Annotated in this window: 23 protein-coding genes; 8 read left to right on the top strand and 15 right to left on the bottom strand. The window is 55.6% G+C overall.

Going from position 1 to position 23872, the window contains the following annotated elements; all coding sequences use genetic code 11:
• The first annotated feature begins 8 nt into the window (after positions 1 to 8).
• On the top strand, positions 9 to 959 hold the full coding sequence (locus M2433_RS20610; protein ID WP_429057276.1) for a glycoside hydrolase family 43 protein: 951 nt from the start codon (positions 9 to 11) through the stop codon (positions 957 to 959).
• 18 nt (positions 960 to 977) lie between these two features.
• Here M2433_RS20610 and ampE read toward each other — a convergent pair whose 3' ends face one another.
• Together ampE and ampD are read right to left on the bottom strand one after the other, a co-directional pair.
• Positions 978 to 1832, bottom strand: a complete 855-nt coding sequence (gene ampE / locus M2433_RS20605; RefSeq protein ID WP_429057273.1) for a beta-lactamase regulator AmpE — start codon at positions 1830 to 1832, stop codon at positions 978 to 980.
• The gene (gene ampD / locus M2433_RS20600; RefSeq protein WP_429057270.1) at positions 1829 to 2392 is read right to left on the bottom strand and encodes a 1,6-anhydro-N-acetylmuramyl-L-alanine amidase AmpD; all 564 of its coding nucleotides are present in this window, start codon (positions 2390 to 2392) and stop codon (positions 1829 to 1831) included. Before ampD ends, ampE begins: the two co-directional genes overlap by 4 nt.
• Positions 2393 to 2479: 87 nt before the next feature.
• Between ampD and nadC the strand changes: the two genes are divergently transcribed.
• The 4 genes from nadC (at position 2480) to hofC (ending at position 6552) form a co-directional block, all read left to right on the top strand.
• Positions 2480 to 3373 (top strand): carboxylating nicotinate-nucleotide diphosphorylase, encoded by an 894-nt coding sequence (nadC, locus tag M2433_RS20595; RefSeq protein ID WP_429057267.1) that lies wholly within the window; start codon positions 2480 to 2482, stop codon positions 3371 to 3373.
• A gap of 174 nt (positions 3374 to 3547) precedes the next feature.
• Entirely contained in the window at positions 3548 to 3985 is a 438-nt protein-coding gene (ppdD, locus tag M2433_RS20590) for a prepilin peptidase-dependent pilin (RefSeq protein WP_429057264.1), read from the top strand.
• 10 nt (positions 3986 to 3995) lie between these two features.
• Positions 3996 to 5378, top strand: coding sequence for a type II secretion system protein GspE (gene gspE, locus M2433_RS20585; RefSeq protein WP_429057261.1), 1383 nt, complete (start codon positions 3996 to 3998; stop codon positions 5376 to 5378).
• The gene (gene hofC / locus M2433_RS20580; RefSeq protein ID WP_429057258.1) at positions 5368 to 6552 is read left to right on the top strand and encodes a protein transport protein HofC; all 1185 of its coding nucleotides are present in this window, start codon (positions 5368 to 5370) and stop codon (positions 6550 to 6552) included. The genes gspE and hofC overlap by 11 nt, the downstream gene beginning before the upstream one ends.
• Before the next feature lie 51 nt (positions 6553 to 6603).
• Here hofC and M2433_RS20575 read toward each other — a convergent pair whose 3' ends face one another.
• Positions 6604 to 7647, bottom strand: coding sequence for a GMP reductase (locus M2433_RS20575; protein WP_429057255.1), 1044 nt, complete (start codon positions 7645 to 7647; stop codon positions 6604 to 6606).
• A gap of 228 nt (positions 7648 to 7875) precedes the next feature.
• Here M2433_RS20575 and coaE point away from each other — a divergent pair, with 228 nt between their 5' ends.
• Genes coaE through yacG form a run of 3 tightly spaced genes read left to right on the top strand, consistent with a single transcriptional unit; the run spans position 7876 to position 9443 of the window.
• Positions 7876 to 8496 (top strand): dephospho-CoA kinase, encoded by a 621-nt coding sequence (gene coaE / locus M2433_RS20570; RefSeq protein ID WP_429057252.1) that lies wholly within the window; start codon positions 7876 to 7878, stop codon positions 8494 to 8496.
• Positions 8496 to 9239, top strand: coding sequence for a cell division protein ZapD (gene zapD / locus M2433_RS20565; protein WP_429057250.1), 744 nt, complete (start codon positions 8496 to 8498; stop codon positions 9237 to 9239). The genes coaE and zapD overlap by 1 nt, the downstream gene beginning before the upstream one ends.
• Positions 9240 to 9248: 9 nt before the next feature.
• Positions 9249 to 9443 (top strand): DNA gyrase inhibitor YacG, encoded by a 195-nt coding sequence (gene yacG / locus M2433_RS20560; RefSeq protein WP_028015516.1) that lies wholly within the window; start codon positions 9249 to 9251, stop codon positions 9441 to 9443.
• A 34-nt stretch (positions 9444 to 9477) separates the two neighbouring features.
• On the opposite strand, the gene mutT is transcribed toward yacG, so the two are convergent.
• The 12 genes from mutT to murD form a co-directional block, all read right to left on the bottom strand.
• Entirely contained in the window at positions 9478 to 9870 is a 393-nt protein-coding gene (mutT, locus tag M2433_RS20555) for an 8-oxo-dGTP diphosphatase MutT (protein ID WP_429057246.1), read from the bottom strand.
• A 57-nt stretch (positions 9871 to 9927) separates the two neighbouring features.
• Entirely contained in the window at positions 9928 to 12633 is a 2706-nt protein-coding gene (secA, locus tag M2433_RS20550; protein WP_429057243.1) for a preprotein translocase subunit SecA, read from the bottom strand.
• 58 nt (positions 12634 to 12691) lie between these two features.
• Entirely contained in the window at positions 12692 to 13195 is a 504-nt protein-coding gene (secM, locus tag M2433_RS20545) for a secA translation cis-regulator SecM (protein ID WP_072250578.1), read from the bottom strand.
• A 278-nt stretch (positions 13196 to 13473) separates the two neighbouring features.
• Positions 13474 to 14391, bottom strand: coding sequence for a UDP-3-O-acyl-N-acetylglucosamine deacetylase (lpxC, locus tag M2433_RS20540; protein ID WP_429057239.1), 918 nt, complete (start codon positions 14389 to 14391; stop codon positions 13474 to 13476).
• A 101-nt stretch (positions 14392 to 14492) separates the two neighbouring features.
• Positions 14493 to 15644 (bottom strand): cell division protein FtsZ, encoded by a 1152-nt coding sequence (ftsZ, locus tag M2433_RS20535; RefSeq protein WP_008501978.1) that lies wholly within the window; start codon positions 15642 to 15644, stop codon positions 14493 to 14495.
• A 63-nt stretch (positions 15645 to 15707) separates the two neighbouring features.
• Positions 15708 to 16964 (bottom strand): cell division protein FtsA, encoded by a 1257-nt coding sequence (gene ftsA / locus M2433_RS20530; RefSeq protein WP_006173845.1) that lies wholly within the window; start codon positions 16962 to 16964, stop codon positions 15708 to 15710.
• A complete protein-coding gene (gene ftsQ, locus M2433_RS20525) occupies positions 16961 to 17803 on the bottom strand; it encodes a cell division protein FtsQ (protein WP_047346353.1) in 843 nt (280 codons plus the stop codon). The genes ftsA and ftsQ overlap by 4 nt, the downstream gene beginning before the upstream one ends.
• A 1-nt stretch (position 17804) precedes the next feature.
• Positions 17805 to 18725, bottom strand: coding sequence for a D-alanine--D-alanine ligase (locus M2433_RS20520; RefSeq protein WP_059310632.1), 921 nt, complete (start codon positions 18723 to 18725; stop codon positions 17805 to 17807).
• Positions 18718 to 20193 (bottom strand): UDP-N-acetylmuramate--L-alanine ligase, encoded by a 1476-nt coding sequence (gene murC, locus M2433_RS20515; protein ID WP_429057232.1) that lies wholly within the window; start codon positions 20191 to 20193, stop codon positions 18718 to 18720. Before murC ends, M2433_RS20520 begins: the two co-directional genes overlap by 8 nt.
• Positions 20194 to 20250: 57 nt before the next feature.
• Entirely contained in the window at positions 20251 to 21315 is a 1065-nt protein-coding gene (murG, locus tag M2433_RS20510) for an undecaprenyldiphospho-muramoylpentapeptide beta-N-acetylglucosaminyltransferase (protein WP_429057230.1), read from the bottom strand.
• Complete coding sequence (ftsW, locus tag M2433_RS20505) at positions 21312 to 22556, bottom strand: cell division protein FtsW (protein WP_429057227.1); 1245 nt, start codon at positions 22554 to 22556, stop codon at positions 21312 to 21314. The genes murG and ftsW overlap by 4 nt, the downstream gene beginning before the upstream one ends.
• Positions 22556 to 23872, bottom strand: coding sequence for a UDP-N-acetylmuramoyl-L-alanine--D-glutamate ligase (gene murD, locus M2433_RS20500; protein ID WP_429057224.1), 1317 nt, complete (start codon positions 23870 to 23872; stop codon positions 22556 to 22558). Before murD ends, ftsW begins: the two co-directional genes overlap by 1 nt.

Genomic DNA, 23872 nt, shown 5'->3' with positions numbered 1-23872 from the left:
AAAGCCGAATGCAAACCTGGCCAAACCCGTTTATTGAACAACGCGCCGATCCGTATATTTTGTACCACGAGGGGCAATACTATTTTATCGCCTCCGTGCCGCAGTACGACAGGCTCGAAATTCGCCGCGCGGACTCGCTGGAAGGACTACGCAGTGCTGAAGAGGTGGTGGTCTGGCGAAAACCCGAGACCGGCCCGATGAGTCAGCTTATCTGGGCGCCGGAGCTGCATCATATCGACGGCAAGTGGTATATCTATTTTGCGGCCACGCATACGCAGGCGCTCGATAAGCTTGGGATGTTCCAGCACCGCATGTTCGCGCTGGAATGTAACGATCTCGATCCGCTCACCGGAACCTGGATCGAAAAAGGGCAAATAAAAACGCCGTTCGACACCTTCGCTCTGGACGCCACCACCTTTGTTCATCAGGGGAAACGCTGGTATCTGTGGGCGCAAAAAGCGCCGGATATCGCCGGAAACTCTAACCTTTATCTGTGTGAAATGGAGAACCCGTGGTCGCTCAAGGGCAAGCCAGTCATGCTCAGCAAGCCTGAGTATGACTGGGAGTGCCGCGGGTTCCGGGTCAACGAAGGCCCGGCGGTACTGGTCCACGGCGATAAGCTGTTCATCAGCTATTCTGCCAGCGCCACCGATGAGAACTACTGCATGGGGCTGCTGTGGATAGACGTCAACGCCGATCCGCAAAACCCGGAGAACTGGCACAAATCTCCGCGCCCGGTATTCGTCACCAGCTATGAAAACCGCCAGTATGGGCCGGGCCATAACAGCTTCACAAAGACGCCAGAAGGGGAAGATGTGCTGGTGTATCACGCAAGAAATTACACCGAAATTGAAGGCGATCCGCTTTACGATCCGAACCGTCATACCCGCCTGAAGCTTGTGCTCTGGAACGAAAGCGGGATGCCTGATTTCGGCATCCCGCCTGCGGATACGCTTTAACCGCTGCGGCGCGCTGGCTTACACCAGCGTGCCGTAAATCGTCAGCAGCGCCACGATAACCACCACAACAAACGAGGTTTTCTTCGCCATGGAGACGGCGGCTTTCGGCGTTGCAACCTTGTCGGTATGCGGCTCGCGCGCCAGAGAGAACTGCGCCAGGCGCGTTAGCACCTGGTACTGCGAGGTATGGCGGTCGGCAAGAGAAGCGAACCATGCGGGCAGCGCTTTTTCACCGTGGCCAATTAACGCATACACCACGCCCACCAGGCGAACCGGAAGCCAGTCGAGCACGTGCAGGATGGCATCAATCCCGGACAGCAAGCGTTCATGCGGCGTCAGATAACGGGCAAGCCATGTCTGCCAGGCACGAAGAAAAGCGTACCCCATCAGCAAGACCGGCCCCCACGGACCGCCCACCACGAACCAGAACAGGGGGGCAAGGTAGTAACGGAAGTTAATCCACAGCAGCGCGTTTTGCAGCTCGCGCAGGAACTCGCGCTCATCGCAATCCGGCGGCACGCCGTGGATCATCGTCAGCTCGCTCGCCATGGCACCGCGCGCGTGGGCATCGTCACGGGAAGCGGCTTTAAGATAAGCGTGGTAGTGCAAACGCACCTTCCCCGCGCCAATGCAAAGAACGCCGAGCAGGATCCACACCACCAGCAGCGGCACGTTGAAAAACAGGCCGTACAGCGAGCGCAGCAGCAGGAACGTAATGACCATCACTCCTGCCATCATCAGCAGCGTACGCAGCATAGAAAAGTGCTTAATTCGGCGGAAAATCACCTCCAGCCGGTGATCCAGATGCCAGTGCTCGCCGAGTTTAAACAGGCGTTCAGCGATGATAACCAGCAGCATGGTAAACAACGTCATGCGATCTCCTTATTTGACGCAGCGGCAAGCATAGTACGAAACCGCCCCCAGTCGAATGCCGGGCCGGGATCGGTTTTTCTCACCGGAGCAATATCGCTGTGTCCCGTGATATTTTCTGCCATCGCGGGGTACAGGCTGATAAGCGTTTGGGTAACCGCAACCAGCTGTTGGTACTGAGCATCGGTATAGGGTGTGGTATCGGTGCCTTCCAGTTCAATTCCGATGGAGAAATCGTTGCACCGTTCGCGCCCGTGATACAACGACACCCCGGCATGCCAGGCGCGCTTATCAAAAGGAACGTACTGAACGATCTCGCCATCACGACGGATCAGACAGTGGGCCGACACGCGCAGATGCGCAATCTCAGCGAAGAAAGGATGAGCGTCGGGATCTATCGTTCCCGTGAATAACGCGTCAATCCACGGACCGCCAAACTCACCCGGCGGGAGACTAATATTATGAACAACCAGCAGTGTGGGCTTTTCATCCTCCGGGCGGCAATCGTGGTGCGGCGAGGGCACATGCCGCGCGTCCACCAGCCATCCGTTTTCTAACAACATGCTGGAACTCCTTATGTATGGTGCTGTTACTCGGTTCAGAGTAGCATGTTTCAATATTATGATTCGTTACCAATTTGGAGTTTTATCATGCCGCCTCGCCGCTACAACCCCGACCACCGACGTGAAGCGCTTCTGGAACGTATTAACATGGATATTCCGGCAAGCGTCGCCCATGCTCTGAAAGAGGACCTGGGCGGGGACGTGAATGCCGAAAAGGATATTACCGCACAATTATTGCCAACAGAGTCACGCTCTCACGCGGTGATTATCACCCGTGAAAATGGCGTTTTTTGCGGCAAGCGTTGGGTTGAAGAGGTCTTTACCCAACTGGCGGGAGATGATGTGCAGATCGTCTGGCACGTTGAAGACGGCGATGCGATTACGGCAAATCAGCCGCTGTTTGAACTGGACGGCCCGTCCCGCGTGCTGCTTACCGGTGAAAGAACCGCGCTCAACTTCGTCCAGACCTTGTCCGGGGTGGCAAGTGAGGTGCGCCGCTACGTTGACCTGCTGGCCGGTACCCGCACCCAGCTGCTGGACACCCGCAAAACGCTACCGGGCCTGCGTACGGCGCTGAAATACGCAGTACTTTGCGGCGGTGGCGCAAACCATCGTCTGGGATTATCCGACGCCTTCCTGATTAAAGAGAACCACATTATTGCCTCCGGCTCCGTGCGTCAGGCGGTTGAGAAAGCCTTCTGGCTGCACCCGGATGTGCCGGTTGAGGTGGAAGTCGAAAGCCTGGACGAGCTGGAACAGGCGATTAAGGCCGGGGCCGATATTATCATGCTCGATAACTTCGAAACGGAGCAGATGCGCGAGGCGGTTAAACTGACCAACGGCCAGGCACAGCTCGAAGTGTCCGGGAACGTCACCTTCGAAACGATCCGTGAATTCGCCGAGACGGGCGTGGATTACATTTCCGTCGGGGCGCTGACCAAACACGTTCGCGCCCTCGACCTCTCGATGCGTTTTAAGTAGTGATTCCGCCCCTCTCCGCCTGGAGAGGGGCATTGCAGCCCCGCTCGCAACGCCGTTGTTCTTCCCTGCAACGCTGAATGAATCTTCTGAAGACCTCTTCTCGTTCCCATTTTTGCCCCTCGTTTCTGCCCTTTCGCGCTGACAGAGTAGCGCCACTTAACGTAAGGAGCAGATATGGACAGACAACACGGATTCACTCTCATTGAGCTGATGGTGGTCATTGGCATTATTGCGATTCTGAGCGCCATCGGCGTACCCGCCTATCAGAACTACCTGCGCAAAGCGGCGCTGACCGATATGTTGCAAACGTTCGTGCCTTATCGTACGGCCATTGAGCTGTGCGCGCTGGATCGCGGCGGCGTGACAAGCTGTGACGGTGGCAGTAACGGCATCCCCTCCCCAACGACAACGCGTTATATCTCGGGAATGAGCGTGACGCAGGGCGTCGTGTCATTAACGGGCCAGGAGAGTCTTAACGGGCTGGAGGTGGTTATGACACCCCAATGGAGCAGCGGCAATGGGATGACGGACTGGAAACGCAGCTGCAATATCAGTAACGGCGGCGAGCTCAAACAGGCCTGCGAAGACGTTTTCCGCTTCGACAATAACTGAGGAGCGGCTAATGAATACCGATCGGCTTATGGCACTTTGTCTGCGCCATCATGCTCTGCTGCTCACCAGCGACAGTGACATGATAAGCATCGCCGTCGTGGGCACCCCCGCGACTGAACTCATGGAGGCCCTGCGTTTCGCGACTCAGAAACGGATTGATATCGAGTGCTGGAGCGCCGAACGCATGGAAAAAAACCGGCAGCTCATGTCGCAATCGCATCTGCCCGTTGTTTCGCAAACTCACTCCACGGTGGATATGCTCAACCACACGCTGCAGCAGGCAATAAGCCAGCGCGCATCCGACATTCATATCGAACCGATGGAGCATGCGTGCCAGATCCGTTTGCGTATCGACGGCGTGCTCTGCCCGCAACCTCCCCTTTCCGCCTCATTGGCAAGCCAGTTCTGCGCACGCTTAAAGGTGCTGGGTAACCTGGATATTGCAGAACGCCGTTTACCCCAGGACGGTCAGTTTACAATTGAGCTGGCAAACGAGCCGGTCTCCTTTCGGATTGCCACGCTTCCCTGCAGCGGTGGCGAGAAAATAGTGCTGCGTCTTCTTCATCAGGTTCAGCAGGCGCTTGAACCGAAAGCGCTCGGGATGAGCGCTGAACAGCTGGCCTGCTTTAATGAGGTGCTCCACCGGCCGCAGGGCCTGATTCTGGTTACCGGCCCGACCGGCAGCGGCAAAACCGTGACGCTGTACAGCGCGCTGCAGGCGCGTAACACCCCTGAGGTCAACATCTGCAGCGTGGAGGATCCGATTGAGATCCCCCTTGCGGGATTAAACCAGACGCAGATTAACCCCCGGGCGGGTTTAACATTCCAGAGCGTGCTCAGGGCGCTGCTGCGCCAGGATCCTGACATCATTATGGTCGGCGAAATTCGCGACGGTGAAACGGCCGGAATTGCCATTAATGCCGCGCAGACCGGGCATCTTGTGTTGTCGACGCTGCACACCAATTCGACAACGGAAGCCCTGACGCGTCTGGAGCAGATGGGCGTGGCGCGCTGGATGATATCTTCCGCACTCTCGATGGTGATAGCCCAGCGGCTGGTGCGGCGTCTGTGCCCACACTGTCGCCGGGAAGCCAGCGAGCACGCTCAGTTACCTCGCTCCGTATGGCGCAGGCCGCTTCCCCACTGGCAGCCCACCGGCTGCGAACGTTGTTATCACGGTTTTTATGGCCGGGTGGCCATTTTTGAAGTGCTCGCGATCGACAACGCTCTGCGGCAGGCCATTGCCAGCGGGGCGGGAACAGAAGTAATAGAGGCGAGCGCGCGGCAGGCGGGAATGGTTTCTCTTTTCGAGCACGGCTGCATGGCCGTTGAACAAGGGCTGACAACGATTGAAGAGTTGTTTCGCGTCCTGGGCATGCCCGATGGCAGCTAATCAGCTCTGGCGCTGGCGAGCGCTCACCCAGGAAGGAGAACCCCGAAACGGGGCGCTCTGGGCTACAGATCGCAATGCGGCCTTCGTCAGGTTGATGCGTAACAACCTTCATCCTCTGACGCTGACCCGATGCGCGCAGCGACACCGCTGGCGGCCACATCACTGCTATGAAATGTTTCGCCAGCTCGCCACGCTTCTGCAGGCTGGGCTGACTTTGTCCCACAGCCTGCAAATGCTGGCAGACCAGCATCCGGTAAAACCGTGGCAGGCGCTGCTGCAGAGCGTTGCCGATGAGCTCAGTGAAGGATGTCCCTTTTCCGAGTCGCTAAAAAAGTGGCCAGCGGTTTTTAGCCCGCTGCACGTCTCGATGGTGAAGACCGGTGAGCTAACGGGAAAACTGGAGGAGTGCTGTCGCCAGCTCGCTCAGCAACAAAAAGCGCAGCAGCAGCTGAGTGCGAAAGTGAAAAAGGCGCTGCGCTACCCGGCGATCGTTCTGACTCTGGCCATTCTCGTCGTGCTGGCGATGGTCACCCTGGTCTTGCCCGAGTTTGCCGCGATCTACAAAACGTTTAACGCTCCGCTCCCGTGGTTAACACAAAAGGTGATGGGGATGGCCGCCTTTATGCAGTCATATGCCCTCGCGTTGTTCGCCGCATTATTGGTGCCCTGCGCTGCCGCCTGGGCGCTGCGAGAGAATCCTCGCTGGCAGCGCCTCCTGCTGCATACGCCAGTAATGGGGTCGCTGGCAAAAGGCCAAAAACTGGGACAAATTTTTACCGTGCTGTCGCTCACGCAGCAGGCGGGTATCGCCTTTTTACAGGGGCTGGAAAGTGCAGAGGAAACCGTTGAAAGTCGCTACTGGCAGGGAATACTCCGCAGCGTTCGTGAGGAGATTGAAAAAGGCCTCCCCGTCTGGTCATCCTTTCAGAAAGCGATAATCTTTACCCCGCTGTGTATCCAGCTTTTACGCACCGGCGAAATGTCAGGCGCGCTGGACGTTATGCTGGCAAATCTCGCCCGGCATCACACGGAACAAACTCTTCAACGGGCAGATAACCTGGCGGCACTTCTGGAGCCAGTACTTCTGATTGTGACAGGGGTCATCATCGGCACGCTGGTCGTGGCAATGTATTTGCCGATTTTCCATCTGGGGGATGCGATGAGCGCGGGATAGTGCTGAAACAGTGATGGAGGGCTGGCGCACGAGTATGCGCCAGCGAAGCCATTACAGGCTGTTGAATACGCGGTTTTCCTGTTCCTGAACGCGAATAAACGTCGTGCGTTTCGTGAGCTCTTTCAGGCGGGATGCACCCACGTAGGTGCAGGCGGAGCGCAAGCCGCCGAGGATATCGCGCGCGGTGTTTTCGACCGGGCCGCGCAGGGGCAGCTTGACGGTTTTGCCTTCTGCGGCACGGTATTTTGCCACGCCACCGACGTGACGGGTCATTGCCGATTCAGAGCTCATTCCGTAGAACAGCATAAATTTCTCGCCATTCTCTTCAACTACGGTACCACCGCTCTCTTCGTGACCTGCCAGCATGCCGCCGAGCATCACGAAGTCCGCGCCGCCGCCGAAGGCCTTGGCGACATCACCCGGCATGGTGCAACCGCCGTCGCTGATAATCTGCCCGCCCAGCCCGTGCGCCGCATCGGCACATTCAATGACCGCGGAAAGCTGCGGATAACCGACGCCGGTTTTAACGCGCGTGGTGCACACGGAACCCGGGCCAATGCCCACCTTCACGATATCTGCACCGGAAAGGATCAGCTCTTCACACATTTCACCGGTCACCACGTTACCCGCGATGATAGTTTTCGTCGGCCAGGCTTCACGCGCCTTGCTGACGAACTGCACGAAGTGCTCGGAGTAACCGTTCGCCACATCAATACAAACGAAGTTGAGTGCCGGGTTAGCATTCAGGATCTGTTTGGTCTTCTCGAAGTCTGCATCGGAGGTACCGGTAGAGACCATCACATGCTTCACCACATCAGCAGAGGCGGACGCAACAAACGTATTCCACTCCTCAGGGCTGTAATGTTTGTGCACTGCGGTGAGAATGTCGAACTGTGCCAGGGAGGTTGCCATCTCAAAGGTTCCCACAGTATCCATGTTGGCAGCGATGATCGGCACGCCAGACCAGGTCTGACCGGAATGCTTAAAGATGAATTGACGTTCGAGTTCAACGTCTGAGCGACTTTTCAGTGTAGAGCGTTTAGGGCGGATGAGAACGTCTTTGAAACCTAACTTCAGATCTTCTTCGATACGCATGTGCGGATTCCTGGGGTTAGAGGCAAATATGTTAAAAGCACAACTCCAGTGACGTTATCATACGCACTAATACCTGCTCCGCAAGACTGCGAAATTCTCTTTTTTTACGCTACAATCCTATAAATTTACCTGGTAAAAAGCCGGTAAACAGGGTCAAACAGTTGCTGGCGCATCTAAGAGTTTTAATTAACTGATTTTAATAATGAATAATTCCCAGGATTTGATTTAATGGGGTATATCGTTGCATTAACCGGCGGCATCGGTAGTGGCAAAAGTACCGTTGCGGACGCGTTCTCTCGTCTTGGCATCACGATTATTGATGCCGATATCATTGCCCGTCAGGTGGTAGAACCTGATACACCCGCGCTAAAGGCCATCGAAGCACATTTTGGTCAGTCCATCATCAATGCGGATGGCACGCTTAATCGCCGCCAGCTTCGTGAGCGCATTTTTGCTGATTCTGCGGAAAAGCGCTGGCTTAATGCCCTGCTCCACCCCATTATCCACCAGGAAACTCAGCGTCAGATTGCCGCGGCCGGTTCACCCTATGTACTGTGGGTGGTTCCGTTGCTGGTGGAAAATCAGCTACAGAAGAAGGCTGACAGGGTGCTGGTGATTGATGTCTCTCCCGAAACGCAAATCCAGCGAACCATGACGCGCGATCGCGTCTCGCGTGAGCATGCTGAACAAATTCTTGCCGCTCAGGCCACGCGCGCTCAGCGCCTTGCCGTTGCGGATGATGTCATTGATAATAACGGCGCACCAGATGCCATAGCATCGGATGTTGCCCGTCTGCACGCGCAGTATCTGACGTTCGCCGCGCAGGCCGTTGCACAGGAAAAACCATAATGTCGACACACATCCTTTTTGAGCATCCGCTCAACGAAAAAATGCGTACCTGGCTGCGCATCGAATTCCTTATTCAACAGCTTTCACAACATCTGCCCGTGAACGATCATGCTACGGCGCTGCACTTCTTCCGCAACGTAGGCGATCTGCTGGATGTGATTGAACGCGGCGATGTCCGCACAGAATTGCTCAAAGAGCTGGAGCGCCAGCAGCGTAAATTGCAGGCATGGGCTGAAGTTCCGGGGGTAGACGTAAGCCGTATCGATTCCCTTCGTCAGCAGCTTAAAAACAGCAGCAGCATCCTGATGGCCGCGCCGCGCGTCGGGCAGTTTTTGCGTGAAGACCGCCTGATCGGTCTGGTGCGCCAGCGCCTGAGCATCCCTGGCGGCTGCTGTAGCTTCGACCTGCCGACGCTGCATGTGTGGCTACATATGCCGCAAACGCAGCGCGATGCGCAGGTGAACAGTTGGCTGGCAAGCCTGGAGCCAATGCACCAGACGCTGTCGCTGATCCTCGATTTGATCCGTAACTCAGCCCCGTTCCGCAAGCAAACCAGCCTGAATGGCTTCTACCAGGATAACGGTGATGATGCCGATCTTCTGCGACTGAATTTATCGCCTGGCGAACAGCTTTACCCACAGATTTCCGGGCATAAGAGTCGTTTTGCGATTCGCTTTATGCCGCTGGACAGTGAAAATGGCACCGTGCCGGAACGTCTCGATTTTGAACTGGCCTGTTGTTAAGGAGTGCCGATGTCTGATGTCACCACCGTAAACTGCCCAACCTGTGGCAAAACCGTTGTCTGGGGCGAAGTAAGTCCGTTCCGCCCATTCTGCTGTAAACGCTGTCAGCTTATTGACCTGGGGGAGTGGGCGGCGGAAGAGAAACGCATTCCAAGCGAAGGCGATCTCTCGGATAGCGATGACTGGAGTGAGAGCCAGCAGTAATCTGTAAAGCCTGCTGGCGCTTCGCTTAGCAGGCCTACGGTTGTGCGACTAACCTCATGATCACAGGCTCGTTAGCTGGCGGGAATTTTTCGGCATCGCTTGCCTGTAGTTCAACCCAGTTACCCGGCTGCCCCTCTTTTCCCCAGGGCTCGCCTTCCCAGTTTTCCACCAGCCAGAACCACAGCGTAATGTGCCTGTCCGGAAACTGGTATTCGAGCTTGTCAAACAGCGTTGCGCCAAGCGGGGTAATCCCCACTTCTTCCTGGAGCTCGCGAACCAGCGCCTCTTCCGGCGTTTCACCTGACTCGATCTTTCCGCCAGGAAACTCCCATTTGTTCGCCATATGGGCATCGGCGGCGCGCTGGGTAATAAAGATTTGGTTTTGCGGGTTGCGAATAATCCCGACGGCAATTTGCAGTATTTTCATATTGTCACGTCCATAAAAAAGGCGCAGATTTCTGCGCCTTTTCGATTTGTTAACGTCTTAGCTCAGACGGCCGTGGCACGCCTTATATTTTTTACCGGAACCGCATGGGCACGGATCGTTACGACCCACTTTACGATCGCCGGTCTGTGCCGCGATCGCCGCTGCGGCTTCGCTGTCGTCAGTCTGGTGGCTCAGCTGTTGCATCTGTGCCAGACGCTCAGCTTCTTCACGACGCTGCTGCTCCATCGCTTCGACTTCTTCCGGCATGCGCACCTGAACTTTGCTCAGGGTGCTGATCACTTCATACTTCAGCGATTCCAGCATAGCGGCAAACATGGAGAAGGATTCACGCTTGTACTCCTGCTTCGGATCTTTCTGCGCGTAGCCACGCAGGTGGATACCCTGACGCAGGTAGTCCATCGCCGCCAGGTGCTCTTTCCACAGGGAGTCCAGCGTCTGCAGCATCACGCCTTTTTCGAAGTGACGCATCATCTCAGCGCCAACGACCTCTTCCTTACGCTTGTACACGTCCAGCGCGGTTTCAAAGATACGCTCGCGCAGCGTCTCTTCGTGCAGCTCAGGCTCTTTGTCCAGCCACTCTTTGATTGGCAGCTCAAGGTCAAAGTCGTTTTTCAGACGTTCCTGCAGACCTTCGATATCCCACATCTCTTCCAGAGACTGAGGTGGAATATGCGCGTCGATAGTCGCTTTAAACACATCTTCACGGATGCTGTTGATGGTTTCGCTCACGTCGGACACGTCCAGCAGTTCGTTACGCTGGGTGTAAATCGCGCGACGCTGATCGTTAGCCACATCATCATATTCCAGCAGCTGCTTACGAATATCAAAGTTACGGCTTTCGACTTTACGCTGTGCGTTAGCGATCGCTTTTGTGACCCACGGGTGCTCAATGGCTTCGCCTGGCTTCATCCCCAGCTTGCGCATCATGCCGGACACACGGTCGGAGGCGAAAATACGCATCAGCGCATCTTCCATCGACAGGTAGAAGCGGGAGGAACCGGCATCACCCTGACGACCCGCACGACCACGCAGCTGGTTATCAATACGACGAGATTCGTGGCGTTCGGTACCAATGATGTGCAGACCGCCCGACGCCAGTACCGCATCGTGACGAACCTGCCAGTCCGCTTTGATCTGTGCAATCTGTTCCGGGGTTGGGTTTTCCAGCTCAGCCACTTCGGCCTGCCAGCTGCCACCCAGCATAATATCGGTACCACGACCCGCCATGTTGGTGGCGATGGTCACGGCAGCCGGATAACCTGCCTGCGCAACAATGTCCGCTTCTTTGGCGTGGAATTTGGCGTTCAGCACGTTGTGCTTGATGCCCGCTTTGGTCAGCTCGTTAGAAACCACTTCGGATTTCTCAATCGAGATGGTCCCCACCAGCACCGGCTGGCCGTTCGCAGTACGTTCGCGGATATCTTCGATGATCGCCTGAATTTTTTCCGCTTCGGTCATGTACACCAGGTCCGGCATATCCTTACGGATCATCGGACGGTTGGTTGGAACGACCACGGTATCCAGCTTATAGATGGAGCTGAATTCAAACGCTTCGGTATCTGCCGTACCGGTCATCCCCGCCAGCTTCTCGTACAGACGGAAGTAGTTCTGGAAGGTAATAGACGCCAGCGTCTGGTTTTCGTTTTGAATATCAACGCCTTCTTTGGCTTCAACCGCCTGGTGCAGACCATCAGACCAGCGACGTCCCTGCATGGTACGCCCGGTGTGTTCATCAACGATGATCACTTCGCCGTCTTTCACAATGTAGTCAACATCACGGGTAAACAGTGCATGGGCACGCAGCGCAGCGGTCACGTGGTGCATCAGCATGATGTTGCTCGGAGAGTAAAGAGACTCACCCTCTTCCATAATGCCTTCAGCAACCAGCAGTTCTTCAATCTGAACCAGACCGCGTTCAGTCAGGTTCACCTGGCGCGCTTTTTCATCTACGGAGAAGTGACCTTCACCCTGGAAGGTGTCGGAGTCTTCTTTCTCCTGACGCAGCAGGTGCGGAATGATTTTATCGACTTTGCGGTACATCTCGGAGCTGTCTTCAGCGGGGCCGGAGATGATCAGCGGGGTACGTGCTTCATCGATCAGGATGGAGTCCACCTCATCCACCAGCGCATAGTGCAGCTTACGCTGTACACGTTCTTCAGGGCTGAACGCCATGTTGTCACGCAGGTAGTCGAAACCGTATTCGTTGTTAGTGCCGTAGGTGATATCCGCGTTATACGCGTCACGTTTGGCTGGCGCAGGCAGACCGGACATGTTAATGCCGACGGTCATTCCCAGGAATTCGAACAGTGGGCGGTTGTTTTCGGCGTCACGCTGTGCCAGATAGTCGTTGACGGTAACAACGTGAACGCCTTTACCGGTCAGGGCGTTCAGGTATGCCGGCAGCGTTGCGGTCAGGGTTTTACCTTCACCAGTACGCATTTCCGCGATGCAGCGCTCGTTGAGCACCATACCACCCAGCAGCTGAACGTCGAAATGACGCATGCCGAATACACGCTTACTCGCTTCACGCACGACGGCGAAAGCTTCCGGGATCAGGCTTTCTAAGGTTTCGCCTTTTTCGAGACGGGCACGGAATTCCGCCGTTTTCGCTTTCAGCTCGTCATCAGAGAGCTTCTCCATCGCCGGTTCCATACCGTTGATAACGGCAACGGCTTTGCGCATACGGCGCAGGGTACGATCGTTACGACTACCAAAAACTTTTGTTAATAATTTGATTAGCATAATAAATTCTCAAACGCCCCATCGTGGGCAGATAAATTAAAGTATTGAAAAAGTTAATTTAGCTGAGGCGCTGAGGCCCGGCGCGAATGCCGTGAGCCTGGCTAATCCATGTTGAAACAGAGAAAGAGGCTGGAGAAACGAGTGCACGTTGCGCAGTCTGGCGAACCATGACCGGCGGCTGGCTGTCCTGCGTGAGCAGCGCATTGAGCGTGTCCAGAAGGGCAAGATGCTGCGCCTGCACCGGCAGCGTCTCTTCAGCAACAGGCATGGCCTGCGGTGCCATCGCAAATGACAGATGGCGAATAACCGTGCGGATAGCGTGCTGGTGCCAGTAATCAACGGAGAAATTCGGACGACGATTGGCCTCAAGCCACGCGAGGTTAGTAAAGTTAACCCGCGTGTTGAGATCGTGTTTGGTTGTGGAGGTCTTCGCCGGCGTAGCCGCTTCGGCACTGTTGCTGAGCGCAGGCAAGCCAAAACTCGCCGCGACCATCCCTAATAAGAGATGCGGCCAGAAGTAACGTCTGCCAAATTGTCGCCAGCGCGTCAGTATTCCGCTCACTTGCTCCACCACATAAGCCAGCCTGGTACAGGCTGAATTCAGTTATTTTTTTAAGCGCCCAGATATTACCACTAAAGCCAATACACATCAGCAGGAATGAGGTGTCACCGCGGGGAAAAACGGTCAAGAATGCAGCTAACGCACCCATTTTCTGTGCAAGGTAAACAAGAGGTAAGCCTGGGGCGAGTAAAGAAAGGCAAAAATAAAAACGACTGGTCTTCCTGGTCGGAGAGAGTACCAGGTTAACCAGTCGATTTTTTACGAAACGGTGTGAACCGTTACGCCAGAACCATGTTTGGCGCTTTGAAAGCCAGCGGCAGTTCAGCTTCGTCTTCGAAGGTCACGTATTCCCAGGCTTCCTGTTTTGCCAGGACGGCCTGCAACAGTTTGTTGTTCAGTGCATGACCGGATTTGAACGCGGTAAATGCACCAATGATGTTGTGACCACACATGAACAGGTCGCCAATAGCGTCCAGCATTTTGTGACGAACGAATTCATCTTCGAAACGGAGGCCATCTTCGTTCAGTACGCGATAATCGTCAACAACGATGGCACAATCGAAGCTACCGCCCAGGCACAGGCCGCGGGACTGCAGATATTCGATATCACGCATGAAGCCAAATGTACGGGCTCGGCTGATCTGACGCATAAACGCATCGGCAGAGAAGTTCATCGCATAGCGTTGGGTGCTTGCATCAATCGCCGGATGGTTAAAGTCGATGGTAAAGTCCAGCGAGAAACCATTGTACGGTCTGAATTCAGCCCATTTGTCGCCATCTTCGACGCGAACGGTCTCTTTAATGCGAACAAATTTCTTCGCGCAGTTCAGTTCTTCGATGCCGGCATCCAGCAACAGATAAACGAACGGAGCAGCACTGCCATCCATAATCGGGATTTCTGGCGCATCGACTTCAACAATAATGTTGTCGATACCCAGACCCGCCAGGGCGGCGTTCAGGTGCTCTACGGTAGAAATCCGCACGTCATGCTCGTTCACCAGACAAGTACAGAGCATAGTATCACGCACAGATTTGGCATCGGCCGGAAAATCTACCGGTGGATTCAAGTCGGTGCGACGATAGATGACCCCGGTATTGGCCGGCGCAGGGCGTAACGTCAGTGTGACTTTCTTGCCGGTATGTAAACCGACACCCGTCGCCTGAACGATACGTTTAAGTGTCCTTTGTTTGATCATCGTATAATCTCGCCAAATTAACTATCCAACCGAGAGTGTATATCACTAACGGTGGGCCAGTTTAGCACAAAGAGCGCAAATCCCCAAATTCCAGCCAATTCTTAGTCAGCTTGCTTACGCAGGAACGCCGGGATGTCCAGATAATCTGGCTCTTTCGCCGTTTGCGGCGTTGGGTCGTTCACCACTTTCGCGGCCGGTTTCTGCTCCTGAGTCAGAGGAGACATACCGTGCTGCTGGTAACGATCCATTACCGGTTGCTGAGTCTGTTTGTTGGTTACCAGGGTGATCTCAGGACGTTTGTCCATGCCGATACCGGTCGCAACAACAGTCACACGCAGTTCGTCGTTCATTTCAGGGTCAAGAGAAGTACCGATTACCACGGTAGCGTTGTCAGAGGCGAACGCACGGATGGTATTACCCACGGTTTCGAACTCATCCAGACGCAGGTCAAAGCCAGCGGTAATGTTGACCAGCACGCCGCGCGCGCCAGACAGATCGATATCTTCCAGCAGCGGAGAAGAGATAGCCATTTCAGCCGCTTCTTCTGCACGGTCTTCACCGCTCGCCACACCAGAGCCCATCATCGCGTAGCCCATTTCGGACATCACGGTGCGAACGTCTGCAAAGTCGACGTTCATCAGGCCAGGACGGGTAATCAGTTCAGCGATACCCTGCACCGCGCCTTTCAGCACGTCGTTTGCCGCACCGAAAGCGTCCAGCAGAGAGATACCGCGACCCAGAACTTTCAACAGCTTGTCGTTCGGGATGGTGATCAAGGAGTCAACATGCTTAGACAGCTCGGTGATACCCTGCTCCGCAAAGGCCATACGCTTCTTGCCTTCAAAATTGAAAGGCTTGGTCACGACAGCAACGGTCAGGATACCTAAATCTTTAGCCACTTCAGCCACAACAGGTGCAGCGCCGGTACCCGTACCGCCACCCATACCTGCGGCGATGAAGACCATGTCCGCACCTTCCAGTGCAGCGCGCAGCGCTTCACGATCTTCTTCAGCCGCGTTGCGGCCCACTTCCGGGTTAGCCCCGGCTCCCAGCCCTTTGGTGATACCACCGCCGATCTGGATAGTCTGGCCTACAGCCGTCTTACGCAGTGCCTGCGCGTCGGTGTTAACGGCAAAGAATTCAACACCTTCGATGCGTTCACGCACCATATGCTCTACGGCGTTACCGCCGCCGCCACCGACGCCGATGACTTTAATCACCGCGTCGTTGGTCAGTTCCATAGGTTCAAACATAATTTCTCTCTCCGTTGTGCCTGTCGCCCGAGACCGCTAATTCTCTCCGGTCTCTTAAAAAAATTAAAACTCTTTTCGCAACCAGTTGTTCAGTCGTTTGACCCACGACCCCACTGAGACGCGTTTTTCCACTTCTGCTTCACCACTGAGGTGAGATTCCTTCCCGTAGTGGAGCAGGCCCACAGCCGTTGAATAATACGGCTCCTGAGCATAATCCGTTAAACCGGTGATATTCAGCGGCGCACCAATACGCACTTGCGTATGGAACACGCGCTGTGCACAGGCCGCAAGACCTTCAATTTGCGCTGCACCGCCGGTTAATACAATCCCCGCTGCAAGATGATGTTTAACACCCTGCTGACGAAGCTGTTCCTGTAACTGTAAAATCTCTTCGTTGACCAGGTTGAGCAGCTCGGTATAGCGCGGCTCAATCACCTCTGCCAACGTCTGGCGCTGCAGGCTACGCGGTGGACGACCACCGACGCTTGGCACTTCAACGCTTTCATCTTTGCCAACGATAGAACCTAGCGCACAGCCATGGCGCACTTTAATCGCTTCTGCATCGCTCGGTGGCGTACCAAAAGCGTAAGCAATATCGCTGGTCACCACGTTCCCGGCATAAGGGATCACTTTGGTGTGGCGCAGCGCACCGCCGGTATACACGGCCATGTCCATTGTACCACCACCAATATCGACCACACAGACGCCCAGTTCACGTTCGTCTTCGGTCAGCACGGAATAACTTGCCGCCAGACCAGCGAAAATAAGTTGGTCAACTTTCAGGCCACAACGTTCAACGGCTTTTACAATGTTCTTCGCCATATCATTGTGACATGTGATCAGGTGCACTTTTGCCTGCATACGTACGCCAGAAAGACCGACCGGATTCTTAATCCCTTCCTGGTAGTCAATCGCATATTCCTGCGGGATCACATGCAGCACGCGATGCTCATCGCGCACGCGCACGGACTTCGCCGTATGCACAACGTTTTCAACGTCTTCCTGCGTCACTTCTTCTTCGGAGATCGGCACCATACCGATTTCGTTCTGGCAGCTAATGTGCTTACCAGAAAGGGCCAGATAGACAGAAGAAATCTGGCAATCTGCCATCAATTCAGCCTGATCGATGGCGCGCTGAACGCATTTCACCACCGATTCAAGATCGTTTACCCCACCTTTATCCATACCACGGGACGGGCAACTGCCTACGCCAATGATATTGACCATACCGTCGGGCAGAACTTCCCCTACTAAAGCGGCAACCTTCGCGGTGCCAATCTCCAGTCCAACTACCAGTTTTCTGTCCGTCGCCTTGATCATTGTTGTTCTGCCTGTACCTGTGCCTGATTCTGTTGCTGATTAGGTTCCTCGACCGGAGCCGGTTCCCAACCGACTGCTGCGCCTGAGTCATAGCGCAAATCAACGTAGCTTATCCGTTTGCCGTCAGTCTGTGCCTGCTGCTGTAAAACCGGGTAAAGTTCTACAAAACGCGCCAGACGCTTCATTGTGTCCCCGCGACCCAGGTTGAGCTTAATGCCGTTCGTTAACGTCAGCTGCCAGGAACGGCGCGCCGTCATTGCAGCATCTTTTAGCGTAAACCTGTCCTTCGCCAGCACCTGACCCATTTCGCGAAAACCCTGTAACACTTCATTTTCGCTGCCTTCAGGGCCATACAACATCGGTAAATTTTGCTTGTTGACACGATCGGCCGGGACGCTGAAGGAATTTCCGTCTACGTCAACCATGTGCTGATCATTCCAACGCGCAATGGGCACATATTCAACCAGATGAATCTTCAATTCATCAGGCCATTGCTTTCTTACACTCGCCTGTTTTATCCATGGCAGACGTTCAATCTGGCTCTGGATAATATTGACGTCCTGAGTCATAAAGGTGCCGGGCGATCCCAGCGCCAGAATTGACTGGCGAATATCATCGTTACGCGTGTAGTGGCGCTCACCGGTTAGGACCAGCTTAGAAAGTGGCAACCGCTGCGCATCTTCCATCCAGCCCAGGACCATCCAGCCGCTGATAAACACGGTGCACAGCACCCCGAGCAGGAAAATAATACCTGCAAGACGCGTTCCATTACTCCGGCGTGAAGAAGCGTATTCTTCTTCGTCATCGCGGTTGCGCGTGTTCAGTGCAGCCTGAGACATATCAGCCCGCCTGGTCCAGAATGCGTACGACTAATTGCGAGAAGCTCATCCCCGCCTGACGAGCGGCCATCGGCACAAGGCTGTGGCTGGTCATTCCCGGAGAAGTATTCGCTTCCAGCAGATAAAATTGTCCATCACTGTCTTGCATCACGTCGATGCGCCCCCAGCCCTGGCAACCCAGAATATGCCAGGCTTTAAGCACCAGGGACTGCAAATCCGCTTCACGCTCAGCATCAAGACCACAAGGGCAGAAATATTGCGTCTCATCAGAGAGATACTTTGCCTCATAATCATAGAAGGTTCCGGCCGGTTGGATACGGATTGACGGTAAAATTTCTTCACCAAGCATCGCGACGGTAAATTCCGGCCCGCTGAGCCATTTTTCAATCAGAACTTCTTCATCATGTTGAAATGCCAGCGCTAAAGCGGAGGATAAATCGTCAGCTTTGTCGACTTTTGACATCCCCACGCTCGACCCTTCCCGGCTCGGCTTTACAATAACCGGTAAGCCCAGTTCAGCAATGCGAGTATTAACGCTATCCGGCAGGCCCAATTCAAATTCGCGACGCGTCAGTGCCACCCACGGCGCAACCGGTAATCCCGCGCCCTGCCAAAGCAGCTTACTGCGCAGTTTGTCCATTGAAATAGCGGATGCCATCACGCCGCTACCGGTGTATGGCATGCCAATTAAATCCAGAAGCCCCTGCAGAGTTCCGTCTTCACCGCCGCGGCCATGTAAAGCGATAAAGACTTTATCAAAGCCGAGCGCCTTTAATTGCGTAACGTCGACCTCTTTTGGGTCGACCAGGTGCGCATTGACGCCCCCTTCACGCAGGCCCGCCAGCACCGCAGCGCCGGAATTCAGGGAAACCTCACGCTCTGCGGAGGTGCCGCCAGACAGGACAGCAATCTTATCAGCCATGATGCTCATCCTCCTGGGTTTGCGGCTTCAGCTTGATTTCAGATAAGGTACGGGCGATTTTGCCGATATTTCCCGCACCCTGAATCAGAATCAAATCGTTACCTGTCAGGACCGGAGCCAGAATTTCCGACACCTGAGCCGGGTCAGAAACCAGAATAGGGTCAACTTTACCGCGTCCGCGAATGGTACGACACAGTGAACGGCTGTCTGCCCCCGGAATCGGCGCCTCACCTGCGGCGTAAACATCCAGCATTAACAGGATATCGACCTGTGACAGGACGCTGGCAAAATCGTCATACAGATCGCGCGTACGCGTGTAGCGGTGCGGCTGGAAGACCATCACCAGATTCTTGTCAGGCCAGCCTGCACGGGCGGCTTTAATGGTGGCATCCACTTCGGTTGGATGGTGACCATAGTCGTCCACCAGCATAGCGGTCCCGGCTTTACCGTTTACGGCGTCAAGCGGGAATTCACCGAGGAAGTCGAAACGACGCCCGGTCCCCTGGAAGCTTTCCAGCGCGCGCAGGATCGCGTCGTCATCAATGCCTTCTTCCGTCGCAACGGCAACGGCAGCTGCGGCGTTAAGGGCGTTATGACGCCCAGGCGCATTCAACGTTACGTGCAGCAGCTCTTTGTCCTGGCGCGCCAGCGTGAAATGTCCCTGCGCGCCAATCTGTTTGTACTCTTCCACGCGGACGTCAGCATCTTCACTGAAGCCATAAGTGGTGATTTGACGACCCACGCGCGGCAGTAGCTCGCGGATCACCGGATCGTCTACACACATCACCGCGCGTCCATAGAACGGCAGGTTGTGCAGGAAGTTGATAAAGGTCTGCTTTAAGTTCTCGAAGTCACCCTGGTAGGTATCCATATGGTCAGCTTCGATATTAGTGACAATTGCCACCATCGGCTGCAGGTGCAGGAACGACGCATCGCTTTCATCCGCTTCTGCAATCAGATAACGACTGTGCCCCAGACGTGCATGAACGCCTGCGGCTTTTACCAGACCACCGTTGACGAACGTTGGGTCAAGACCCGCTTCCGCATAAATACTGGAAACCATCGCCGTGGTCGTGGTTTTACCGTGAGTCCCGGCAATGGCAATGCCGTGGCGGAAACGCATCAGTTCCGCCAGCATTTCCGCGCGGCGGATCACCGGAATGCGCGCTTCATGCGCGGCAACAATTTCCGGGTTGTCAGAGGAGATGGCGCTTGATACCACCACCACGCTCGCATCGCGCACATTTTCCGGGCGATGGTTGAAATAGATAGTCGCCCCAAGCGACGCCAGCTGCTGCGTAACAGGGTTTGGCGCCAGGTCAGACCCGCTGATCTGATAGCCTTCGTTAGCTAACACTTCGGCAATACCGCCCATGCCAGCACCACCGATGCCAACAAAGTGAATGTGCCGGACGCGACGCATCTCGGGCACGATTGAACGCAGTTTTGCCAGTTGTTGTGTATTCATTCTCTAAACGCCATCGACTACTTAAAAATTCGTGCCGCGCTTCACGCGCTGCGAGGGTTAAGCCTGGGCTGCCAGGCTCACTTCTTTTGCCACCCGTTCCGTCGCATCAGGGATAGCGGTCGCGCGTGCGCGTTCTGCCATCTCCAGCAATACGTCTCTGTTCCAGCCCGCCAGGGTGGTGGCGACCGCGTCGGCGGTAAATTGTGGCTGCTCAAAAATTTTCGCTGCACCGGCTTTCTCAAGCGGCAGCGCATTCCAGTACTGCTGTCTGTCTTTGTGCTGGAACGGCACAAACAGGGCAGGTAAACCGGCGGCAGCGATCTCGCTCACCGTCAGCGCCCCTGAGCGACAAACGACGACATCGGCCCAGGCGTACGCGGCGGCCATGTCATCAATAAACTCGGTAACTTTATGCTGCGGCTGCCCCGCCTCGGCGTAAGCCTGCTCAACGGTTTGCTGAGCGCCCTTACCGCTCTGATGCCAGATGGTTACGGCATTTCCCAGCTTTGCAGCGACCTGCGGCATCGTCTGGTTTAAAATGCGCGCGCCCTGAGAACCGCCGACGACCAGCACACGAACCGGCCCCGCACGGCCCGTCAGACGAGCATCCGGCAGCGGCAGCGCCAGCACGTCCACACGCACCGGGTTACCGACCACGTCCGCTTTCGGGAACGCGCCGGGAAACGCCTGCATGACTTTGGTGGCGATTTTCGCCAGCCACTTGTTGGTCAGACCGGCAATACCGTTCTGCTCATGCAGCACGACGGGAATACCTAACGACCACGCTGCCAGCCCACCAGGACCCGAGACATAGCCGCCCATGCCCAGCACCACATCGGGCTTAAAGCGCTTCATGATGGTGCGCGCCTGACGCCAGGCGTTAAAAATCCGCACCGGCGCCAGCAGCATTGCCTTGAGGCCTTTACCACGAAGGCCAGAAATACGGATAAAGTCGATCTCAATACCGTGCTTCGGTACCAGGTCGGCTTCCATGCGGTCTGCGGTTCCCAGCCAGCGTACCTGCCAGCCCTGATCCATTAAATGGTGCGCAACCGCCAGCCCCGGGAACACGTGTCCGCCGGTACCGCCTGCCATCACCATTAACCGCTTCGGTTGATTCATCGTGAACCTCGTGTAAACGCCTGGGCTTTTTCCAGACGCGTTTCATAATCTATGCGCAACAACAGCATGATGGCCGTCGACATAATCAACAGACTGGAACCACCATAACTGATCAACGGCAACGTCAGACCTTTGGTCGGCAGCATGCCCGCTGCGGCCCCGACGTTAACCAATGCCTGGAAACTAAACCAGATACCAATTGAGCAGGCCAGGAAGCCTGAGAAGCGGTGATCGATCTCCAGCGCTTTCCGGCCGATGGACATGGCGCGGAAAGCGACGAAGAATACCATTAATAGCGCTAATACCACACCGATATAACCCAGTTCTTCCGCAATAATGGAGAAGATGAAGTCGGTATGGGCTTCCGGTAAATACTCCAGTTTCTGTACCGAGTTACCCAGCCCCTGGCCCCAGACTTCACCGCGGCCAAAAGCCATCAGCGACTGCGTCAGCTGATAACCGCTGCCGAACGGGTCTTCCCACGGGTTCCAGAACGAGGTCACACGGCGAATACGGTAAGGCTCGGCGAGGATCAGCAGCACAACCGCCGAAATGCCCATTCCGATAATCGCAATGAACTGCCACAGCTTCGCGCCCGCCAGGAACAGCATGGCCAGAGTGGTGACGAACAGCACGACAACGGTACCGAGGTCAGGCTGTGCCAGCAGTAGCACCGCCAGCACCAGAATCACGCCCATCGGTTTTAAGAAGCCGCGCAGGTTGTTACGCACCTCATCCACTTTACGCACCAGGTAGTTAGCCAGGTAGCAGAACAGGGAGAGCTTGGTAAATTCCGCCGGCTGAATACGCAGCGGGCCAAAGGCGATCCAGCGGGATGCCCCGTTAACGGAGCTCCCCACCACCAGTACGATCAGCAGCATGATGATTGAGGCAATCAGCATCGCCGTACTGTGCCGCTGCCAGAACTCCATTGGCAGACGCAAGGTGATCAGCGCCAGACAGAACGCCAGGATGATGTACAGGCCATCACGCTTGGCAAAGAGGAAAGGATCGTTCGCCAGACGCTGCCCAACGGGCATTGAAGCCGACGTCACCATGATAAAACCGATCGCTGCCAGCCCCATCGTGAGCCAGAACAGCGTGCGATCGTACATGATCAGGCTGTCGTTATCTTTTTGACGAGAGCCCATCACCCAGCCTTTGAGTGCCGCAAACAGCCATGCCAGGATCCCAAACCCTGGCAGGCGCGGCATTTTCAGGCGAGGGAGAGATAAACGCATCAGCCTAACTCCTTCGCCAGGCGGGTAAAGACATCACCACGCTGTTCGAAATTCTTGAATTGATCGAGGCTGGCACACGCCGGAGAGAGCAGCACCATATCGCCAGGCTTCACGCGAGGGGCAATCAGCCGCATCGCCTGTTCCATGGTTTCGGTTTGCTCTGCAACGTCAGGGCGCAGTTCAGCCAGCTCGCTACCGTCACGGCCAAAGCAGTACAGACGGATGTTATCTCCGGAGAGATAGGGCTTCAGGGAGGAGAAATCGGCTGATTTACCGTCGCCGCCCAGCAGTAAATGCAGAGTACCGTCAACGTGCAGGCCGTTCAGCGCGGCCTCCGTGCTTCCCACGTTGGTGGCTTTGGAGTCGTTAATCCAGCGCACGCCGTTATGCTCCAGCGCCAGCTGAAAACGGTGCGCCAGCCCGGAAAACGTCGTCAACGCCTTCAGGCTGGAAGAGCGCGGCAGCCCTACGGCATCCGCCAGCGCCAGCGCCGCCAGGGCATTGGTATAGTTGTGCTGACCAGAGAGTTTCATCTCTTTCACGTTCAGCACTTTCTCACCCTTCACGCGCAGCCAGGTTTCGCCCAGCTGACGGTTCAGATGGTAATCGCCCATGGTGATGCCAAAACTGATGCAGCGCTCGTCCGCGCCGCGCACCGGCATGGTCAGCGCGTCATCAGCGTTAACAACGCAGACCTTTGCATTTTCATAAACGCGCAGCTTAGCGGCTCGATACTGCTGCAAACCAAAGGGATACCTGTCCATATGATCTTCAGTCACGTTGAGGATCGTCGCAGCGGCAGCATGGAGGCTGGAGGTTGTCTCCAGCTGGAAGCTTGAAAGCTCAAGGACATACAGCTCACAACCTTTGTCCAGCAGCATCAGCGCGGGCAGGCCGATATTGCCGCCTACCCCTACGTTCATGCCTGCGGCTTTTGCCATCTCACCCACCAGGGTAGTGACGGTGCTTTTGCCGTTAGAACCGGTAATCGCGACAACGGGTGCCTGCGCTTCGCGGCAGAACAGCTCGATATCGCCGACAATCTCAACGCCTGCATCCGCGGCAGCGCTCAGTGAAGGATGCGCCAGCGCCATACCCGGGCTTGCGACAATCAGATCGGCTGACAGCAGCCAGTCATCATTCAGACCACCCAGGTGGCGTTCAACCTGTTCCGGCAGTTTGTCCAGACCCGGCGGAGAGACACGCGTATCCATCACCCGCGGCGTTACGCCGCGTGCGAGGAAAAAGTCCACGCAGGAAAGCCCCGTGAGGCCTAACCCGATGATAACGACTTTTTTGCCCTGGTAATCTGCCAT

Origin of the sequence: Enterobacter sp. AC1 (assembly GCF_050434705.1) — a bacterium.
Classification (GTDB): Bacteria; Pseudomonadota; Gammaproteobacteria; order Enterobacterales; family Enterobacteriaceae; genus Enterobacter; species Enterobacter cloacae_L.
Note: the sequence above shows the minus strand (reverse complement) of the source record. Positions and strands in the feature narration are given on the sequence as shown.

Coding starts and splice junctions, on each gene's coding strand:
- M2433_RS20610 (WP_429057276.1), top strand. CDS start 9: ATGCAAACCTGGCCAAACCCGTTTATTGAACAACGCGCCGATCCGTAT.
- ampE (WP_429057273.1), bottom strand. CDS start 1,832: ATGACGTTGTTTACCATGCTGCTGGTTATCATCGCTGAACGCCTGTTT.
- ampD (WP_429057270.1), bottom strand. CDS start 2,392: ATGTTGTTAGAAAACGGATGGCTGGTGGACGCGCGGCATGTGCCCTCG.
- nadC (WP_429057267.1), top strand. CDS start 2,480: ATGCCGCCTCGCCGCTACAACCCCGACCACCGACGTGAAGCGCTTCTG.
- ppdD (WP_429057264.1), top strand. CDS start 3,548: ATGGACAGACAACACGGATTCACTCTCATTGAGCTGATGGTGGTCATT.
- gspE (WP_429057261.1), top strand. CDS start 3,996: ATGAATACCGATCGGCTTATGGCACTTTGTCTGCGCCATCATGCTCTG.
- hofC (WP_429057258.1), top strand. CDS start 5,368: ATGGCAGCTAATCAGCTCTGGCGCTGGCGAGCGCTCACCCAGGAAGGA.
- M2433_RS20575 (WP_429057255.1), bottom strand. CDS start 7,647: ATGCGTATCGAAGAAGATCTGAAGTTAGGTTTCAAAGACGTTCTCATC.
- coaE (WP_429057252.1), top strand. CDS start 7,876: ATGGGGTATATCGTTGCATTAACCGGCGGCATCGGTAGTGGCAAAAGT.
- zapD (WP_429057250.1), top strand. CDS start 8,496: ATGTCGACACACATCCTTTTTGAGCATCCGCTCAACGAAAAAATGCGT.
- yacG (WP_028015516.1), top strand. CDS start 9,249: ATGTCTGATGTCACCACCGTAAACTGCCCAACCTGTGGCAAAACCGTT.
- mutT (WP_429057246.1), bottom strand. CDS start 9,870: ATGAAAATACTGCAAATTGCCGTCGGGATTATTCGCAACCCGCAAAAC.
- secA (WP_429057243.1), bottom strand. CDS start 12,633: ATGCTAATCAAATTATTAACAAAAGTTTTTGGTAGTCGTAACGATCGT.
- lpxC (WP_429057239.1), bottom strand. CDS start 14,391: ATGATCAAACAAAGGACACTTAAACGTATCGTTCAGGCGACGGGTGTC.
- ftsZ (WP_008501978.1), bottom strand. CDS start 15,644: ATGTTTGAACCTATGGAACTGACCAACGACGCGGTGATTAAAGTCATC.
- ftsA (WP_006173845.1), bottom strand. CDS start 16,964: ATGATCAAGGCGACGGACAGAAAACTGGTAGTTGGACTGGAGATTGGC.
- ftsQ (WP_047346353.1), bottom strand. CDS start 17,803: ATGTCTCAGGCTGCACTGAACACGCGCAACCGCGATGACGAAGAAGAA.
- M2433_RS20520 (WP_059310632.1), bottom strand. CDS start 18,725: ATGGCTGATAAGATTGCTGTCCTGTCTGGCGGCACCTCCGCAGAGCGT.
- murC (WP_429057232.1), bottom strand. CDS start 20,193: ATGAATACACAACAACTGGCAAAACTGCGTTCAATCGTGCCCGAGATG.
- murG (WP_429057230.1), bottom strand. CDS start 21,315: ATGAATCAACCGAAGCGGTTAATGGTGATGGCAGGCGGTACCGGCGGA.
- ftsW (WP_429057227.1), bottom strand. CDS start 22,556: ATGCGTTTATCTCTCCCTCGCCTGAAAATGCCGCGCCTGCCAGGGTTT.
- murD (WP_429057224.1), bottom strand. CDS start 23,872: ATGGCAGATTACCAGGGCAAAAAAGTCGTTATCATCGGGTTAGGCCTC.